Genomic DNA, 17,142 nt, shown 5'->3' on the forward strand with positions numbered 1-17,142 from the left:
TGATCGAGTCGCGATTATTGGGGTTTGTTCGCGCCGGCCCTCGCCTGCCGGCGTGGCGGTTCCGTACTCACAGCTCCGTGCGCACCGCCCACAGTTCCGGGAACAGCACCACGTCCAGCATCTTGCGCAGATAGCCCACGCCCGAGGTGCCGCCGGTGCCGCGCTTGAAGCCGATCACGCGCTCCACCGTGGTGACATGGCGGAAGCGCCAGAGCCGGAAGGCGTCTTCCAGGTCCACCAGCTCTTCGGCCATCTGGTAGAGATCCCAATGCGCTTGCGGGTCGCGGTAGACCTGCAGCCAGGCCTGCTTGACGCCCTCGCTGGCGGCATAGGGCTCGGTCCAGTCGCGCTGCAGATGGCTGGCGGGCACGGCGATGCCGCGCTTGGCCAGCAGCTGCAGCACCACGTCGTAGAGCGAGGGCGCCTGGTAGGCGGCCTGCACCTGGTTCAGCAGATCCGGCCGGTGCGCATGCGGCTTGAGCATGGCTGAATTCTTGTTGCCGAGCATGAACTCGATCTCGCGGTACTGCCAGCTCTGGAAGCCGCTGCTGTTGGAGAGGTAGGGCCGGATGGCGGTGTACTCGGGCGGCGTCATGGTGGCCAGCACGTCCCAGGCGTGCACCAGCTGCTCCATGATGCGCGAGACGCGCGCCAGCATCTTGAAGGCCTCGGGCAGGCGCTCCTCGGCCACGCAGGCCACGGCGGCGTGCAGCTCGTGCAGCATCAGCTTCATCCACAGCTCCGAGGTCTGGTGCTGCACGATGAAGAGCATCTCGTTGTGTTCGGGCGAGAGCGGATGCTGGGCGGTCAGCACCTGGTCGAGCTTGAGGTAGTCGCCGTAGCTCATGTCCTTGGAGAAGTCGAGCTGGGCGCCCTCGTCCTTGACGATGGCTTCGGTGGAGTGGTGCGGGCAGCTCATGTGACGGCGGCTTTCTGGTTGAATTGTTCCTGCTTCCACTCCTGGGTGGACAGCACTTGCACGAGGTGCTCCACCGCGTCGTAGACCTCGGTGTAGCCGATGTAGAGCGGGGTGAAGCCGAAGCGCAGGATGTGCGGCATGGCTTGCAGATCGGCCGGGTCGCCGGCGCGGAAGTCACCGATCACGCCGCGCGCGATCAGGGCCTGCACCACCGCATAGCTGGCCTGCTCCAGCGGTGCGGCCAGGCTCAGGCAGACCTGGCTGCCGCGCTGGGCGGCCTGGCGCGGCGAGGCCACGCGCACGCCCAGCTTGGCGCAGCGCTCGTCCACCAGCTCGATGAAGAGCTCGGTGAGGGCCAAGGACTTCTGGCGCAGCGCCTGCATGCCACCCATGGCTTCGGCGGCCAGCAGGGTATCGACGCCGCACTCCAGCGCCGCCATCGAGAGCACCGCCGGCGTGCCGCAGAGATAGCGCTGGATGCCCGGTGCGGGTTGGTAGTTGGGCGTGAACTGGAAGGGCGCGGCGTGGCCCATCCAGCCCGACAGCGGCTGCCAGAAACGCTCGGCATGGCGCGGATGCGCCCACACGAAGGCGGGCGCGCCGGGGCCGCCGTTCAGGTACTTGTAGCCGCAGCCGATGGCGAAGTCGGCGTCCGCGCCCTTGAGGTCCACCGGCACGGCACCGGCCGAGTGGGCCAGGTCCCAGATCACCAGCGCGCCGGCGGCATGGGCCGCGGCGGTGATGGCCTGCATGTCGTGCAGATAGCCGGTGCGGTAGTTCACGCCGGTGAGCATCAGCACCGCCAGCTCGCCGTTCAGCGTGGCGGGGATCTCGTCCACACTGTCCACCAGCTTCAGCGTCAGGCCATGTTGCTGGGCCAGGCTCTCGGCGATGTAGAGATCGGTGGGGAAGTTGCTGCGCTCGGAGACGATCAGCTTGCGCGCCGGAGCGTCGGCGCGGCTGATGCGCAGCGCCGCCGAGAGCACCTTGTAGAGGTTCAGCGAGGTGGAGTCGGCCACCACCAGCTCGCCGGCATCGGCGCCCACCAGGCGCGCGATCTTGTTGCCGATGCGGGCCGGCAGGTCGATCCAGCCGGCGCTGTTCCAGCTCTTGATGAGGTCGTGGCCCCATTCCTGGGTGATGACCTGCTGCACGCGGCCGAGCGCGGTCTTCGGCAGCACGCCGAGCGAATTGCCGTCCAGATAGATCACGCCGGCGGGCAGATCGAACTGGTGGCGCAGCTCGCGCAAGGGGTCTTCGGCGTCGCGGACGTCGCAGTCTTGTCGGGTGGTCACGTGGGGTTCTCCTTCAGAGTTCGCGCAAAACCGCGCGCACGGGTGATGCACAGGCCCCGGCCAGCTTGAGCGGCAGGGCGATGAGTTCGTAGTCGCCCTCGGGCACCTCGTCGAGCACGAGGTTCTCGAGCACGCGCAGGTTCAGGCGCAAGAGCTGCTGATGGCTGGCCAGGCTTTTGCTGCTGGCCGGGTCCACCGAGGGCGTGTCCAGGCCGATCAGCTTGACACCGTGCGCGGCCAGCCACTCAACCGTCTCGGGCGCGTAGGCCGTGAAGTCGGGGTTCCAAACGGTGTCGGCGCGCGCGCAGCAGCGCACCAGCACGCGCTCGGGTAAGGGCGCGCTCGCCGCATGCTGCAGATCTTCGATGCGGATCAGCGGGCCGCAGCCGATCGCGTGGATGACGCGGCAGGGGCCTAGATAGGCCTGCAGGTCCACCTCGGCGGCCGAGGCCACGCCATCGGCATAGTGCAGCGGCGCATCGGCATGCGCGCCCACATGGGGCGACATGGTGATGGCGCTGAGGTTCACCGGGCAGTCAGGCGAGAGGCGCGCGGTCCAGCGCAGCGCATAGGGCTCGTCGCCGGGGAAGATGGGCGCATCCTCTGCCACCAGCGGCGAGATGTCCCAGAGTCTCTTGTTCATCGGGATTCCTTCGATCGGCGCGCACCTTATCAAGGCTTCCGGTGGCGTGGTGTCGGTTAATTCCAACAGGAAACGCGCTGCCTGGAAAGTCCCGCTCGCAGCGGGGTGCGAGCGCGGGAATGTCCGTAGTCTGGCACATTTTCTATTTAATTGACACCTAAACGATCTAGGCCTAAAGTTCGCCGCAGGCTCAGTAAACATTAGGCAAGGTTCACGATCATGCGCATCACCTGCATAGGCGGAGGGCCGGCCGGCCTCTATTTCGGGCTGCTGATGAAGAAGCTCAATCCGGCGCATGACATCACCGTGGTGGAGCGCAACAAGCCCTACGACACCTTTGGCTGGGGCGTGGTGTTCTCCGATGCCACGATGGAGAACATGCGTGCCTGGGACCCGGAGACCGCCGCCGAGATCCAGGAGGCCTTCAACCACTGGGACGACATCGAGCTGCACTTCAAGGGCCGCGCCATCCGCTCGGGTGGCCATGGCTTCGTCGGCATCGGCCGCAAGAAGCTGCTCAACATCCTGCAGGCGCGCTGCGAGGCGCTGGGCGTGAAGTTGGTGTTCGAGTGCGACGCGCAGTCCGACGAGGACTACGCCGACTCCGACCTCATCATCGCCAGCGACGGCATCAACTCGCGCATCCGCGGCCGCTACGCGGAGGTCTTCAAGCCCGACATCGTGACGCGCCCGAACCGCTATATCTGGCTGGGCACGCACAAGAACTACGACGCCTTCAACTTCCTGTTCGAGAAGACCGAGCATGGCTGGTTCCAGGCCCATGTCTACAAGTTCGACGAGCAGACCACCACCTTCATCGTCGAATGCCCCGAGCATGTCTGGCTGGCCCATGGCCTGGACCAGGCCGACCAGGAGCAGTCGATCGCCTTCTGCGAGCAGCTCTTCGCCAAGAACCTGCAGGGCGCCAAGCTGATGACCAATGCGCGCCATCTGCGCGGCTCGGCCTGGCTGAACTTCCAGCGCGTGGTGTGCGAGCAATGGTCGCTGCAGAACCGGCATGGCAGCCATGTGGTGCTGATGGGCGATGCGGTGCACACGGCGCATTTCGCGATCGGCTCGGGTACCAAGCTGGCGATCGAGGATGCGATCGAGCTGACGCGGCTGTTCAAGGAGCAGGGCGACGAGGCCGGCCACATCCCGCAAGTGCTGGCCGACTACCAGGCGGCGCGCCGCATCGAGACCCTGCGCCTGCAGAACGCGGCCTGGAACGCGATGGAGTGGTTCGAGGTCTGCGGCCTGCGCTACTGCGACCAGCTGGATCCCGAGCAGTTCATGTACTCGATGCTGACGCGCAGCCAGCGCATCAGCCACGAGAACCTGCGCCTGCGCGACAAGGCCTGGCTGGAAGGCTATGAGCGCTGGTTCGCCGCCCGTGCCGGCCTCGAGCGCGACCCGGCTCAGCCCGCCGTGCCGCCGATGTTCACGCCCTACACGCTGCGCTCGGTGACGCTGAAGAACCGCGTCGTGGTTTCGCCGATGGCGCAGTACTCGGCGGTGGACGGCATTGCCGGCGACTACCACCTGGTGCATCTGGGCGCCCGTGCCATGGGCGGCGCCGGCCTGGTGTTCGCGGAGATGACCTGCGTCAGCCCCGATGCCCGCATCACCCCGGGCTGCCCGGGCCTGTGGACCGATGCGCAGGGCGCGGCCTGGAAGCGCATCGTCGACTGGGCCCACACCCACTCCGACGCCAAGATGGCCATCCAGCTGGGCCACGCCGGCGCCAAGGGCTCGACGCGGCGCGCCTGGGATGGCATCGACCGGCCGCTGCTGGAGACCGATACGGAACCGAACTGGCCGCTGATCAGCGCCTCGCCCCAGCAATACCTGGAGGGCGTGAGCCAGACCTCGCATGCCATGACGCGCGCTGATATGGACCGCGTGAAGGCTGACTTCGTCGCCGCCACGCAGCGCGCCGCCGCGGCCGGTTTCGATTGGCTGGAGCTGCATTGCGCGCACGGCTATCTGCTCTCATCCTTCATCTCGCCGCTCACCAACCAGCGCAGCGACGAGTACGGCGGCAGCCTGGAGAACCGCCTGCGCTATCCGCTCGAGGTGTTTGCCGCGGTGCGCGCCGCCTGGCCGGCGCAGCTGCCGATGTCGGTGCGCATCTCGGCGCACGACTGGGTGGAGGGTGGCATCACCCCGGCGGACGCGGTGTTGATTGCCAAGGCCTTCAAGGCGGCGGGCGCGGACCTGATCGACTGCTCCTCGGGCCAGGTCAGCAAGCAGGAAAAGATCAGCTTCGGCCGCATGTTCCAGACCCCGTTCGCCGACCGCGTGCGCCAGGAGGCCGGCATCCCCACCATCGCGGTGGGCGCGATCAGCGAGGCCGACCATGTGAACTCCATCATCGCCGCCGGCCGCGCCGACCTCTGCGCGGTGGCCCGCCCGCACCTGGCGAACCCGGCCTGGACCCTCACCGAGGCCGCCAAGATCGGCTTCACCGAACTGGGCTGGCCCAAGCAATACCGCTCGGCCAAGCCGCAGATGGAAAGCCTGTTTGCGCGGGCCAAGGCGCAGCCATGAGCGAGTTGCACGATCTGCACGCGGTGGTCACGGGTGGTGGCTCGGGCATCGGTGCCGCGGTGGCGCGCGAGTTGCTGCTGCGCGGCGCCCGCGTCACCCTGATGGGGCGTGACTTGGCGCGCTTGCAGGCGCAGCGCGCCCGCCTCGCCGAGCAGGGCCCGGTGGCCGAGCAGCGCTGCGACGTGGCTGATGAGGCCAGCGTGCAGACCGCGTTTGCCGCCGCTGTGGCGGACTTCGGCGCCATCGACATCCTCGTCAACAACGCCGGCCAGGCCCAGACCGCGCCCTTTGTGAAGACCAGCCTGGCGCAATGGCAGCAGATGCTGCAGGTCAACCTCACCGGCACCTTTTTGTGCACCCAGCAGGTGGTGGCGGGCATGGCCGAACGCGGCTTCGGCCGCATCGTCAATGTGGCCAGCACCGCTTCGCTGAAGGGCTATGCCTATGTGGCGGCCTATTGCGCCGCCAAGCATGGGGTGCTGGGCCTGACGCGCGCGCTGGCGCTGGAAATGGCCAAGAAGGGCGTGACGGTGAATGCCGTCTGCCCCGGCTATACCGAGACCGAGATCGTCGAGCAGGCGGTGGCCAATATCGTCGCCAAGACCGGGCGCAGCGCCGAGGCGGCGCGCCAGGAGCTGGCCGCGGGCAATCCGCAGGGTCGCCTGGTGCAGCCCGAGGAGGTGGCGCACACCGTCGCCTGGCTGGCCTCGCGCGGCGCCAGCGCGATGACGGGCCAGGCGATTGCCGTCTGTGGCGGGGAGTGGTCATGAATCTGATCGATGCCATCGAAGGCCTGGGGCCGGATCTGGAATCCCGTGTGGTGGCCGATGACCACCAGGCGCTCAAGCTCTGGCTGCGCCTGCTGGCCTGCACCACCCGCATCGAGGGCCAGATCCGCAAGCGCCTGAGCCAGGACTTCGCCACCACGCTGCCGCGCTTCGACCTGCTGGCCCAGCTGGAGCGCCACCCCGACGGCCTGGCGATGCGCGAGCTCTCGCAGCGCCTGATGGTCACGGGCGGCAATATCACCGGCATCACCGACCAGCTGGAGGCGGAAGGCCTGGTGCTGCGCGTGCCGCATCCCAGCGACCGGCGCTCCTTCAGCGTCAGGCTCACGCCCGCCGGCCGGCGCCAGTTCAAGAAGATGGCGGCCACCCACGAGGGCTGGATCATCGAGCTGCTGGGCGGCTGGGCGCCCGAGCAGAAGGCCCAGGTCTACGGCCTGCTGGCCGACCTCAAGCAACACCTGGGCGGCCTGGAAGCCGCGCCCGCGGCGGACATAAAGAAGCCGGCCCGCAAGGAAGCAAGAAAAAGTAGGAAGGCATCATCATGACCCGAGCCATCGATTCGCATCTGGCCGGCGGCAACCGCCGCAGCCTCGCCGGCTACCAGCCCGAGCACTTCCTCTGGCGCCAGCAGGGCGGCGTGGGCGTGATTACGCTGAACCGCCCGGAGCGCAAGAACCCCCTGACCTTCGAGTCCTACGCCGAGCTGCGCGATCTGTTCCGCGTGCTCTGCTATGTGGACGAGGTCAAGACCATCGTGGTGCAGGGCGCGGGCGGCAACTTCTGCTCGGGTGGCGACGTGCACGAGATCATCGGCCCGCTGACCCAGATGACCATGCCGGACCTGCTGGCCTTCACGCGCATGACCGGCGATCTGGTCAAGGCGATGCGGGCCTGCCCGCAGCCCATCGTGGCGGCCATCGACGGCGTATGTGCCGGTGCCGGCGCCATCATGGCGATGGCCTCGGACCTGCGCGTGGGCACGGCGCGTTCCAAGCTAGCGTTTCTGTTCTCGCGCGTCGGCCTGGCCGGCTGCGATATGGGCGCTTGCGCCATCCTGCCGCGCATCATCGGCCAGGGGCGCGCCTCGGACCTGCTTTACTCCGGCCGCTCGCTCGGTGGCGAGGAAGCCTACCAATGGGGGTTCCACAACCGCCTGGCCGAGCCCGAGGCCTTGGAGGCCACGGCCCTGCAATGGGCGCAGGAAATCGCCAGCGGCCCCACCTTCGGCCACGCCATGACCAAGAAGATGCTGCACCAGGAGTGGTCCATGAGCGTGGACGACGCCATCGAGGCCGAGGCCCTGGCCCAGGCGGTCTGCATGATGACGCAGGATTTCCAGCGCGCCTATCACGCCTTTGTCGCGAAGCAGAAACCTGTATTCGAGGGAGACTGACCATGCATCTCAAACACCTTGAATGGCCCTTCTTCGACGACAAGCATCGTCAACTCGCCGGTGAGCTCGACGCCTGGTGTGCTGCCCATCTGCATGCCGGCCATGGTCATGACATCGATGCGGAATGCCGTTCCCTGGTCAAGACCCTGGGCGAGGGCGGCTGGCTCAAGCATGCGATCGCCGGCCAGGCCCTGGGCGGCGCGGCCGAGGTGATCGACACCCGCGCCATCTGCCTCTTGCGCGAGACCCTGGCGCGCTACAACGGGCTGGCCGACTTCGCCTTCGCGATGCAGGGCCTGGGCTCGGGTGCGATCTCGCTGGCTGGCACGGACGCGCAGCGTGAACGCTATCTGCCGCGCGTGGCGCGCGGCGAGGCGCTGGCCGCGTTTGCGCTCTCCGAACCCGAGGCGGGCTCGGATGTGGCTGCGATGCAGTGCAGCGCCGTCGAGGACGGCGATGCCTATGTGCTGAACGGCGAGAAGACCTGGATCTCCAACGGCGGCATCGCGGACTTCTACGTGCTGTTTGCCCGCACGGGGGAAGCTGCGGGGTCGCGTGGGATCAGCGCCTTCATCGTCGATGCCGGGCTGCCGGGCTTCGAGATCGCCGAGCGCATCGAAGTGATCGCCCCGCATCCGCTGGCGCGCCTGAAGTTCACGAATTGCCGGGTGGCCAAGAGCCAGCTGATTGGCGCGCCGGGCGAGGGCTTCAAGGTGGCGATGCGCACGCTGGACGTGTTCCGCACCTCGGTGGCCGCGGCCTCGCTGGGCTTTGCGCGCCGCGCCCTGCAGGAGGGGCTGCAGCAGGCCAGGGAAAGAAAAATGTTCGGCGCCACGCTGGCCGACCTGCCGCTCACCCAGGCCAAGCTGGCCGACATGGCCTGCACGGTGGACAGCTCGGCGCTGCTGGTCTACCGCGCCGCCTGGCAGCGCGACCAGGGCCAGACCGTGACGCGCGAGGCCGCCATGGCCAAGCTGATGGCCACCGAGGGCGCACAGCGCGTCATCGATGCCGCGGTGCAGCTGTTCGGCGGCCGCGGCGTGAAGAGCGGCGAGATGGTCGAGTCGCTCTACCGCGAGATCCGCGCGCTGCGCATCTACGAGGGCGCCAGCGAGGTCCAGCAGCTCATCATCGGACGCGACTTGTTGAAGAACAACGGCTAGAGCAGAACACCATGAGCTATACCGCACATGTCGACACCTTCGCCCGCGACAACCTGCCGCCAGCCGATCAGTGGCCCGAGCTGATCTTCGACGGCCCCGGGCTGCAGTTCCCCGCGCGCCTGAATTGCGCCACCGAGCTGCTGGACCGCTGGGTCGAGCGGGAAGGGCAGGGCGAGCGTCTGTGCATGCAGGCGCCGGGCCTGCGCTGGAGCTATGCCGATCTGCAGGCGCAGGCCAACCGCATCGCCCATGTGCTGGTGCAGGACCTGGGTGTGCAACCCGGCAACCGCGTGCTCTTGCGCGGCGCCAACACGCCGATGCTGGCGGCCTGCTGGTTCGCCATCATGAAGGTCGGTGCCATTGCGGTGGCGACCATGCCGCTGCTGCGCGCCAAGGAACTGGCCCAGGTGATAGACAAGGCCCAGGTCAGCCATGCGCTGTGCGATGCGCGCCTGGCCGAGGAGCTGAACCTGGCCCAGGCGCAATGCGCGGACCTCAAGTCGGTGGCGCACTATATGAGCGACGCCGCCGACGGCATCGAGGCGCGCGCCGCCGCCAAGCCGGCCAGCTTCCTGAACGTGGACACCGCGGCGGACGACTGCTGCATCATCGCCTTCACCTCGGGCACGACCGGCCAGCCCAAGGGCACCATGCACTTCCATCGCGACGTGATGGCGATCTGTGCCTGCTGGCCGCCGCATGTGCTCAAGCCCGTGGCGGCGGACATCTTCATCGGCAGCCCGCCGCTGGCCTTCACCTTCGGCCTCGGCGGCCTGGTGCTGTTCCCGATGAGCGTGGGCGCTTCCACGGTGCTGCTGGAAAAGGCTGCGCCCGATGCGCTGCTGGCCGCCATCGCGCAGTACCGCGCGACCGTGTGCTTCACCGCGCCCACCGCCTACCGCGCCATGGCGGCCCAGGTGAAACAGCATGATCTCTCCAGCCTGCGCAAATGCGTCAGCGCCGGCGAGGCCCTGCCGGCCGCCACGCGCAAGCTCTGGAAGGACAGCACCGGCATCGAGATGATCGACGGCATCGGCGCCACCGAGCTGCTGCACATCTTCATCTCGCACACGGAAGAGCAGGCCCGCCCCGGCGCCACCGGCAAGCCCGTGCCCGGCTACCAGGCCTGCGTGATGAGCGACGAGGGTCAGGTCTTGCCGGCCGGCCAGGTGGGCAAGCTGGCGGTCAAGGGCCCCACCGGCTGCCGCTACCTGGCCGACGAGCGCCAGCGCGGCTATGTGATGAAGGGCTGGAACCTCACCGGCGACGCCTATCTGATCGACGCGGACGGCTATTTCGTCTACCAGGCGCGCACCGACGACATGATCATCTCCGGCGGCTACAACATCGCCGGCCCCGAGGTGGAGGCGGCCCTGCTGGCGCACCCGGCGGTGGCCGAATGCGGCGTGATCGGCGTGGCCGACGAGGAGCGCGGCCAGATCGTCAAGGCCTTTGTGGTGCTGCGCCCCGGCCATGCGGAGGATGGGGCCATGGTCAAGACCCTGCAGGACTTCGTCAAGGCGACGGTGGCGCCCTACAAATACCCCCGTGCGATAGAGTTCCGCGCCAGCCTGCCGCGCACCGAAACGGGCAAGCTGCAGCGCTTCAAGTTGAAGCAATCCATGTGACCCTCAGGAGACAAAGACAATGAAGACGAGGACGATGCTCTGCGCCGCACTGGCGCTGCTTGCGGCTCAGCAAACGACTTATGCCGCCGACAAGGTCAAGGTGGGCATGCTCAGCACGCTCTCGGGCCCCGGCGCCGGTCTGGGCGTGGACATCCGCGACGGCTTCAACCTGGCGCTCAAGCACCAGGGTGGCAAGCTGGGAGGTCTGCCGGCCGAGGTGATCACCGCCGACGACCAGCAGAACCCCGATGTGGCCAAGCAGACCACCGACCGCCTGATCAAGCGCGACAAGGTCGACTTCATGACCGGCATCGTGTTCTCCAACATCATGCTGGCGGTGGGCCAGGGCGTGTTCGACAGCAAGACGCCCTATATCAGCGCCAATGCCGGCCCCTCGCAGTACGCCGGCGAGCAGTGCAACCCCTTCTTCTTCAACGTGGCCTGGCAGAACGACAACCTGCACGAGGCGGTGGGCAAGACGGTGCTGGACAAGGGCTTCAAGAAGGTGGTGGTGCTGGCGCCCAACTATCCCGCGGGCAAGGACGCCATCACGGGCTTCAAGCGCTTCTACAAGGGGCCGAATGCGGTGGTGGCCGAGGAGATCTACACCAAGCTGGGCCAGCTGGACTATGCGGCCGAGCTGGCGCAAGCGCGCGCCGCCAAGCCCGACGCGATGTACATCTTCCTGCCGGGCGGCATGGGCATCAACTTCATCAAGCAGTTCGTCGGCGCCGGCCTGTCCAGGGACATCACCCTGTTCGGCCCCGGCTTCTCGGCCGACGAGGACGTGATCAAGGCGGTGGGCGAGCCCATGCTGGGCATGTTCAACAGCTCGCATTGGGCGCACGACATGGACAACGCCGCCAACAAGAAGTTCGTGGCCGATTTCCAGAAGGACTATGGCCGCCTGCCTTCGCTGTACGCCAGCCAGGGCTATGACGCGGCGCTGCTGATCAATGCCGCGGTGCGCGATGTGAAGGGCAAGATCGAGGACAAGGACGCGGTGCTGAAGGCGCTCAAGGCGGCCAAGTTCGAGTCGGTGCGCGGCCCCTTCAAGTTCAACAACAACCAGTACCCGATCCAGGACTACTACCTGCGCGTGATCGGCAAAGACGCGCAGGGCCGTGTCACCAACAAGACCCTGGGCAAGATCTTCGCGAACCACGCCGACGCCTATGCCTCAGCGTGCAAGATGAAGTGAGCTGAAGAGCAAGCGCGCAAATGGACTGGATCCTCGTTGCCGAGCAGGCCCTCAACGGCCTGCAGTTCGGGCTGATGCTGTTCCTGCTGGCGGCCGGGCTCACGCTCGTGTTCGGCATCATGGACATGATCAACCTGGCCCATGGCTCGCTGTACATGGTGGGGGCCTATCTGGCCGCCGCCACGGCGCTGGCGACGGGGTCTTTTGTGCTGGCCGTGGCGGCCGCGGTGATCGGCACCGCGCTGCTGGGCATGCTGCTGGAGCTGGCGCTGCTGCGCCGCCTCTACCAGCGCGACCACCTCAGCCAGGTGCTGGCCACCTTTGCGCTGATCCTGATCAGCAACGAGGGCGTGCGCATGATCTGGGGCGAGCAGCCGCTGATGCTCAACACGCCGGCCGCGCTCTCGGGGCCGGTGGAGCTGCTGCCCGGCCTGATGTATCCGGCCTACCGCCTGCTCATCATCGGCGTGGGCCTGGCGGTGGCGCTGCTGCTGTTTCTGCTGGTGACGCGCACCCGCATCGGCATGTGGGTGCGCGCCGGCGCCTCGAATCGCGCCATGGCCACCGCCATGGGCGTCAATATCAAGCGCCTCTTCACCCTGGTGTTCGGCTTCGGTGCGGCGCTGTGTGCGCTGGCCGGCGCGCTGCTGGGGCCGCTGCTGGCGGTGCAGGTGGGCATGGGCGAGAGCATCCTGATCCTCGCCTTCGTGGTGATCGTGATCGGTGGCATCGGCTCGATCCGCGGTGCCCTGGTGGGCGCCTTGCTGGTGGGCCTGGTGGACACGCTCAGCCGCACCCTGCTGCCGGCCGTGATGCGGCAGCTGGCCTCGCCCGAGGTGGCCTCCAATCTGGGCCCGGCGCTGGCGTCCATCCTGATCTATGTGCTGATGGCGGCGGTGCTGTTCTGGAAACCGCAGGGCCTGTTCCCGGCCAGGGGTTGATGCATGAGTTCCTTGAGCAGTTCCGTTTCCTTGCATCACAAGGGCCTCGGCCGCTGGGGCTCGCTGGCCCTGCTGCTGGCGCTGGCCGCCTTACCCTTTGTGCTCACGGCCCTTGGCTGGGAGTTCTACACCGGCGTGGCCACGCGCGTGCTGATCTTTGCCATCGCCGCCACCAGCCTGAATCTGATCCTGGGCTTTGGCGGCATGGTCAGCTTTGGCCACGCCGCCTTCGTGGGCCTGGGTGCCTACACGGTGGGCATCTTGATGGATGCGGGCGTGAGCAGCGCCTGGATCGCCTGGCCGGCGGCGATGCTGGCGAGCGCCGCCGCCGCGGCGCTGATCGGCGCCATCAGCCTGCGCACGCGCGGCGTCTACTTCATCATGATCACGCTGGCCTTTGCCCAGATGTTCTATTACCTGATGGTCTCGCTGAAGGCCTATGGCGGCGACGACGGCCTGCCACTGCCGCAGCGCTCGGCCCTGCTTGGCCTGGACCTGAAGAACGACCAGAGCTTTTACTTCACCGTGCTGCTGCTGGCCGCCCTGGTGATGGCGGGCGTGCAGCGCCTCCTGAATTCGCCCTTTGGCTGGCTGCTGCAAGGCATCAAGGAAAACGAGACGCGCATGGCGGCCGTGGGCACGCGCGTGTTTGCGCTGCAATGGCAGGCCTTCGTGCTGGCCGGCGCCATCGCCGGGCTGGCGGGCGCGCTGCTGGCCAATCTGAACGGGCTGGTGACGCCGCACCTGATGCATTGGTCGCAATCGGGCCAGCTGATGATCATGGTCATCATCGGCGGCGCGGGGGCGCTGTGGGGCGGCGCGCTCGGCGCGGCGGCGCTGCTGCTGCTGGAGGAGCTGCTGTCCGGCTACACGCTGCACTGGCAGATGGCGCTGGGCCTGCTGCTGCTGGCGGTGGTGCTGTTTGCGCCGCAAGGCCTCAGCGGCCTGGTGCGCAGAAGCAAGGCGGTGCGCCATGGCTGAGTTGCTGGAAGTCCAGGGCCTGGTGAAGCGCTTCGGCGCGCTGGCCGCCACCGACCACGCCAGCTTCGAGGTGCGCCGCGGCGAGGTGCATGCGCTGATCGGCCCCAACGGCGCCGGCAAGACCACGCTGATCCACCAGATCTCCGGCGCGCTGCGCCCGGATGCCGGCCGGGTGATGTTTGCTGGGCAAAACCTGACCCTGGCCAGCGTCGACACCCATGTGCGCGCCGGCCTGGTGCGCTCTTACCAGATCACCAGCATCTTCAAGCGCTTCAGCGTGCTGGACAACCTGGTGCTGGCGGTGCTGGCACGCCAGGGCGGCCAGCGCAGCGCCTGGCGCGTGGCGCGCAAGGACCATGTGGCGCATGCGCGCGCCGAGGCCCTGGCCCAGCGTGTGGGCCTCACCGCCCAGCTGGACCGTGCCGCCGGCAGCCTGGGCCATGGCGAGCAGCGCCAGCTGGAGCTGGGCCTGGCGCTGGCGGCCGAGCCGCGCCTGCTGCTGCTGGACGAGCCCATGGCCGGCATGGGGCCGGATGAATCCGAGCGCATGGTGGAGTTGCTGCAGCTGCTGCGCGAGAAGCACACGCTGCTGCTGGTGGAGCACGACATGGCGGCGGTGTTCAAGCTCGCCGACCGCATCTCCACCCTGGTGTTCGGCCGCGTCATCGCCACCGGCAGCCCGGACGAGATCCGCGAGCATCCCGAGGTGCGCAAGGCCTACCTCGGTGACGAGATGGAGAACGTATGAGCGCCGTGCTGGAGATCCAAGGCCTGGAGGCCGCCTATGGCAGCAGCCAGGTGCTGTTCGGCATTGATCTGCGCATCCGCCATGGCGAGGTGGTGACGCTGCTGGGCCGCAACGGCATGGGCAAGAGCAGCCTCCTGAAATGCCTGACCGGCTGGCTCGCGCCCAGGGGCGGGCGCATCCGCTTTGCCGGCACGGACGTGACCGGCTGGAGCGCCGATCGCATTGCGCGTCTGGGGCTGGCCATCGTGCCCGAGGGCCGGCAGATCTTCCCCAATCTGAGCGTGCGCGAGAACCTCGAGGCCTTTGCCGGCAACCGCTGTGCGGCCCGCGAGCCCTGGGATCTGGAGCGCGTCTATGCGCTGTTCCCGCGTCTGCAGGAGCGCAGCGCCCATATGGGCAACCAGCTCTCCGGCGGCGAGCAGCAGATGCTCGCGATCGGCCGCGCCCTCATCACCAACCCGCAGCTGCTGGTGCTGGACGAGGCCACCGAGGGCCTGGCGCCGCTGATACGCGAGGAGATCTGGCGCTGCCTGCGCACCCTGCGCGAGGCCGGCCAGACGATTCTTGTGGTGGACAAGTATGTGAAGCGCCTGATCGCGCTGGCCGACCAGCACCACATCGTCGAGCGCGGCCAGCTGGTGTGGAGCGGCGACTCCGCGGCCCTCGATGCCGATCACACGCTCTGGCAGCGCTACCTGGGAGTCTGACGATGAGCATCTGCTACCAACGACAGGAACTGGTGCGCTTCGGCCATTGCGACCCGGCCGGCATCGTCTTCTACCCGCGCTATTTCGAGATGCTCAATGCCTGCGTGGAAGACTGGTTCACGCTGGGCCTGGGCGTCGACTATGCCGAGCTGCTGGGGCCGCGCCGGGTGGGCATGCCGACCGTGCAGCTGAACACCGAGTTCAAGCGCGTCAGCCGCATGGGCGAGCTGCTGACCCAGGCCATCACCATCGTGAAACTCGGCCGCAGCTCGCTGACGCTGGACGTGCGCTTCAGCGGTAGCGACGGCGAGCGTGTGGCCTTTCAACAGGTGCTGGTGTGCACCTCGCTGGCGACCCACCGGCCCATCCCCTTTCCCGATGACCTGCGCGCCGCACTTGAGCGTGCGCAAGGAGTGACCCCATGAGCAGTATTTACAGCAGCAACAGCAACGGCAACGAGAAGACCATCCTGCAACCCGCGGGCTGGGCCGCCCCCAAGGGCTATGCCAACGGCGTGGCCGCCACCGGTCGCCAGGTCTTCGTGGCCGGGCAGATTGGCTGGAATGCGCAATGCCAGTTCGAGAGCGATGACTTCATCGCGCAGGTGCGCCAGACCCTCGTCAACATCAAGGCCGTGCTGGCCGAGGCCGGCGCCGGGCCCGAGCACATCTGCCGCATGACCTGGTATGTCATCGACAAGCGCGAGTACCTGGCGCGCGGCCGCGAGGTGGGCCAGGCCTACCGCGAGGTGCTGGGCCGCGAGTATGGCGTGGCGATGAGCGCGGTGCAGGTGGCGGCGCTGATGGAAGACCGCGCCAAGGTGGAGATCGAGGTGACGGCGGTGGTGAGGTGAGGGCGGGCGCGTGCTGTTGACGCGGCGCAAGCCCTGCAAGGGTCAGGCGTCACTGGTCAATGATGACGAGAGTGCCGTGGCTGCCTGAGGCTACGGCGTGGGGAAGCCCGGCGGGAACGATGAAGACCTCGCCTTGGCGAACCGGCAGAATTTGGCTGTCGATCTCAAGATTCATTTGGCCGTCCAGCACCAGCAGGGCTTCGTTGAAGTCATGCGTCTCGTAGGGGTAGGTTTGGCCGTCCATTCGGAGCACCTTCACGTTTGCATTGGCCGCTTGGCCAACGATGAGGGAGCGCCATGCGTCGGGAAGCGAAGAGGACTCGAGGAGAAGGTTGGTCTTGCTCATTCGATGAGTCTATCCAAGCAGCATAGCGGGCAGCCGCGATCGGCGCCAGCCACCCCCTCAGCCCCCGCGCCGCGCCGCCAGGAACGCCTCGCGCAACGCCGGCGCCGAGTCCTGCCGCCAGGCCGCAAACACGCGGCTGCGCTCCATGGTCTCGGCCAGGGGCTTGAACACCGCGCCCTGGATGCCGGCCTCGCGGAACGCCGCCGGCACGATGGACACGCCCAGGCCGCGCGCCACCAGGGACACCACGGAGAGCCAATGCCGGCCCTCGTGCTGCAGGCGCGGGTAGAAGCCCTGCTGGCGGCACATCTCGACGATGCGCGCGTGATAGTCCGGCGAGCCGCGGCGCGAGAACAGGATGAAGGGCTGGTCGCTGAGGCTGGCCAGCGCCACGCGGCGCTTGGCCGCGGCCGCATGCGTCTCGGGCAGGCAGGCCAGGAAGGGTTCGTCATAGAGCGCCTCGCAGGCCAGCGCCGGGGGCAGGCGGTCGGTGTGCAGCAGGGCCAGATCCAGCTCCTCCTGCAGCAAGGCCTGGATCTGGTCCTGCGAGTTCAGCTCGATCACCACCACCTCCACGCGCGGGTGCGAGGCCTGGAAGGCCTGCAGCCAGTCCGGCAGGCCGTGGAAGAGCGTGGAGCCGACGAAGCCCAGGCGCAGCCGACCCACCTCGCCGGCCTGCACCTCGCGGGCTTGGGCGCAGGCATCCTCGAAGCGCCCCAGCAGGGCCTGGGCGCTGGTGCGGAAGCTTTCGCCTGCGGGTGTCAGGCGCACGCCCTTGCTGTCGCGGTCCAGCAGGCGCGCACCCACCGCCGCTTCCAGCTGCTGCAGCGCCACCGACAGCGGCGGTTGCGACATCGCTAGGCGCTGCGCCGCACGCCCGAAATGCAGCTCCTCGGCGAGGGCCAGGAAGTAGCGCAGATGGCGCAATTCCACGCGGGACAGGGCGGCGGCTGCGGCGGAGGTGGCCATATTCGTTGCCTATCGTT

18 protein-coding genes are annotated in these 17,142 nt (G+C 67.8%); 13 read left to right on the forward strand and 5 right to left on the reverse strand.

All coding sequences use genetic code 11. From position 1 onward, the window contains the following. Nucleotides 1-67: 67 nt before the first annotated feature. The 3 genes from kynA to kynB are packed head-to-tail and all read right to left on the reverse strand — an operon-like array spanning nt 68 to nt 2,857. Nucleotides 68-919 (reverse strand): tryptophan 2,3-dioxygenase, encoded by an 852-nt coding sequence (kynA, locus tag PFX98_RS16435; protein WP_285231566.1) that lies wholly within the window; start codon nt 917-919, stop codon nt 68-70. After that, on the reverse strand, nt 916-2,214 hold the full coding sequence (kynU, locus tag PFX98_RS16440) for a kynureninase (protein WP_285231567.1): 1,299 nt from the start codon (nt 2,212-2,214) through the stop codon (nt 916-918). Before kynU ends, kynA begins: the two co-directional genes overlap by 4 nt. A gap of 13 nt (nt 2,215-2,227) precedes the next feature. Beyond that, nucleotides 2,228-2,857, reverse strand: a complete 630-nt coding sequence (gene kynB, locus PFX98_RS16445) for an arylformamidase (protein WP_285231568.1) — start codon at nt 2,855-2,857, stop codon at nt 2,228-2,230. A 219-nt stretch (nt 2,858-3,076) separates the two neighbouring features. Here kynB and PFX98_RS16450 point away from each other — a divergent pair, with 219 nt between their 5' ends. Genes PFX98_RS16450 through PFX98_RS16510 form a run of 13 tightly spaced genes read left to right on the forward strand, consistent with a single transcriptional unit; the run spans nt 3,077 to nt 15,810 of the window. Then, nucleotides 3,077-5,407 carry a bifunctional salicylyl-CoA 5-hydroxylase/oxidoreductase gene (locus PFX98_RS16450; RefSeq protein WP_285231569.1) on the forward strand — a complete coding sequence of 777 codons (2,331 nt, stop codon included), beginning with the start codon at nt 3,077-3,079 and terminating at the stop codon, nt 5,405-5,407. Continuing rightward, the gene (locus PFX98_RS16455) at nt 5,404-6,177 is read left to right on the forward strand and encodes an SDR family NAD(P)-dependent oxidoreductase (RefSeq protein ID WP_285231570.1); all 774 of its coding nucleotides are present in this window, start codon (nt 5,404-5,406) and stop codon (nt 6,175-6,177) included. The genes PFX98_RS16450 and PFX98_RS16455 overlap by 4 nt, the downstream gene beginning before the upstream one ends. Further along, nucleotides 6,174-6,740 (forward strand): MarR family winged helix-turn-helix transcriptional regulator, encoded by a 567-nt coding sequence (locus PFX98_RS16460; protein WP_285231571.1) that lies wholly within the window; start codon nt 6,174-6,176, stop codon nt 6,738-6,740. Before PFX98_RS16455 ends, PFX98_RS16460 begins: the two co-directional genes overlap by 4 nt. Next, nucleotides 6,737-7,588, forward strand: a complete 852-nt coding sequence (locus PFX98_RS16465; RefSeq protein WP_285231572.1) for an enoyl-CoA hydratase family protein — start codon at nt 6,737-6,739, stop codon at nt 7,586-7,588. The genes PFX98_RS16460 and PFX98_RS16465 overlap by 4 nt, the downstream gene beginning before the upstream one ends. A 2-nt stretch (nt 7,589-7,590) precedes the next feature. Then, nucleotides 7,591-8,751 (forward strand): acyl-CoA dehydrogenase family protein, encoded by a 1,161-nt coding sequence (locus tag PFX98_RS16470; protein ID WP_285231573.1) that lies wholly within the window; start codon nt 7,591-7,593, stop codon nt 8,749-8,751. Between the two features lie 11 nt (nt 8,752-8,762). Then, nucleotides 8,763-10,379: an AMP-binding protein gene (locus PFX98_RS16475; protein WP_285231574.1), complete on the forward strand. Its 1,617-nt coding sequence runs from the start codon at nt 8,763-8,765 to the stop codon at nt 10,377-10,379. Nucleotides 10,380-10,398: 19 nt separating this feature from the next. Beyond that, nucleotides 10,399-11,580 (forward strand): ABC transporter substrate-binding protein, encoded by a 1,182-nt coding sequence (locus tag PFX98_RS16480; protein ID WP_425334615.1) that lies wholly within the window; start codon nt 10,399-10,401, stop codon nt 11,578-11,580. Nucleotides 11,581-11,600: 20 nt separating this feature from the next. Next, nucleotides 11,601-12,521: a branched-chain amino acid ABC transporter permease gene (locus tag PFX98_RS16485; RefSeq protein ID WP_285231575.1), complete on the forward strand. Its 921-nt coding sequence runs from the start codon at nt 11,601-11,603 to the stop codon at nt 12,519-12,521. Between the two features lie 12 nt (nt 12,522-12,533). After that, nucleotides 12,534-13,502: a branched-chain amino acid ABC transporter permease gene (locus tag PFX98_RS16490; RefSeq protein WP_425334616.1), complete on the forward strand. Its 969-nt coding sequence runs from the start codon at nt 12,534-12,536 to the stop codon at nt 13,500-13,502. Beyond that, nucleotides 13,495-14,250 carry an ABC transporter ATP-binding protein gene (locus PFX98_RS16495; protein ID WP_285231577.1) on the forward strand — a complete coding sequence of 252 codons (756 nt, stop codon included), beginning with the start codon at nt 13,495-13,497 and terminating at the stop codon, nt 14,248-14,250. The genes PFX98_RS16490 and PFX98_RS16495 overlap by 8 nt, the downstream gene beginning before the upstream one ends. Then, complete coding sequence (locus PFX98_RS16500) at nt 14,247-14,957, forward strand: ABC transporter ATP-binding protein (protein WP_425334617.1); 711 nt, start codon at nt 14,247-14,249, stop codon at nt 14,955-14,957. Before PFX98_RS16495 ends, PFX98_RS16500 begins: the two co-directional genes overlap by 4 nt. A gap of 2 nt (nt 14,958-14,959) precedes the next feature. Further along, nucleotides 14,960-15,382 (forward strand): acyl-CoA thioesterase, encoded by a 423-nt coding sequence (locus tag PFX98_RS16505; protein ID WP_285231578.1) that lies wholly within the window; start codon nt 14,960-14,962, stop codon nt 15,380-15,382. Further along, a complete protein-coding gene (locus tag PFX98_RS16510) occupies nt 15,379-15,810 on the forward strand; it encodes a RidA family protein (RefSeq protein WP_285231579.1) in 432 nt (143 codons plus the stop codon). Before PFX98_RS16505 ends, PFX98_RS16510 begins: the two co-directional genes overlap by 4 nt. A gap of 49 nt (nt 15,811-15,859) precedes the next feature. Here PFX98_RS16510 and PFX98_RS16515 read toward each other — a convergent pair whose 3' ends face one another. Further along, entirely contained in the window at nt 15,860-16,156 is a 297-nt protein-coding gene (locus tag PFX98_RS16515; RefSeq protein WP_285231580.1) for a cupin domain-containing protein, read from the reverse strand. A gap of 57 nt (nt 16,157-16,213) precedes the next feature. Beyond that, the gene (locus tag PFX98_RS16520; RefSeq protein ID WP_285231581.1) at nt 16,214-17,125 is read right to left on the reverse strand and encodes a LysR family transcriptional regulator; all 912 of its coding nucleotides are present in this window, start codon (nt 17,123-17,125) and stop codon (nt 16,214-16,216) included. Between the last annotated feature and the right edge of the window lie 17 nt (nt 17,126-17,142).

The organism is Paucibacter sediminis, assembly GCF_030254645.1.
Lineage (GTDB): Bacteria > Pseudomonadota > Gammaproteobacteria > Burkholderiales > Burkholderiaceae_C > Paucibacter_B > Paucibacter_B sediminis.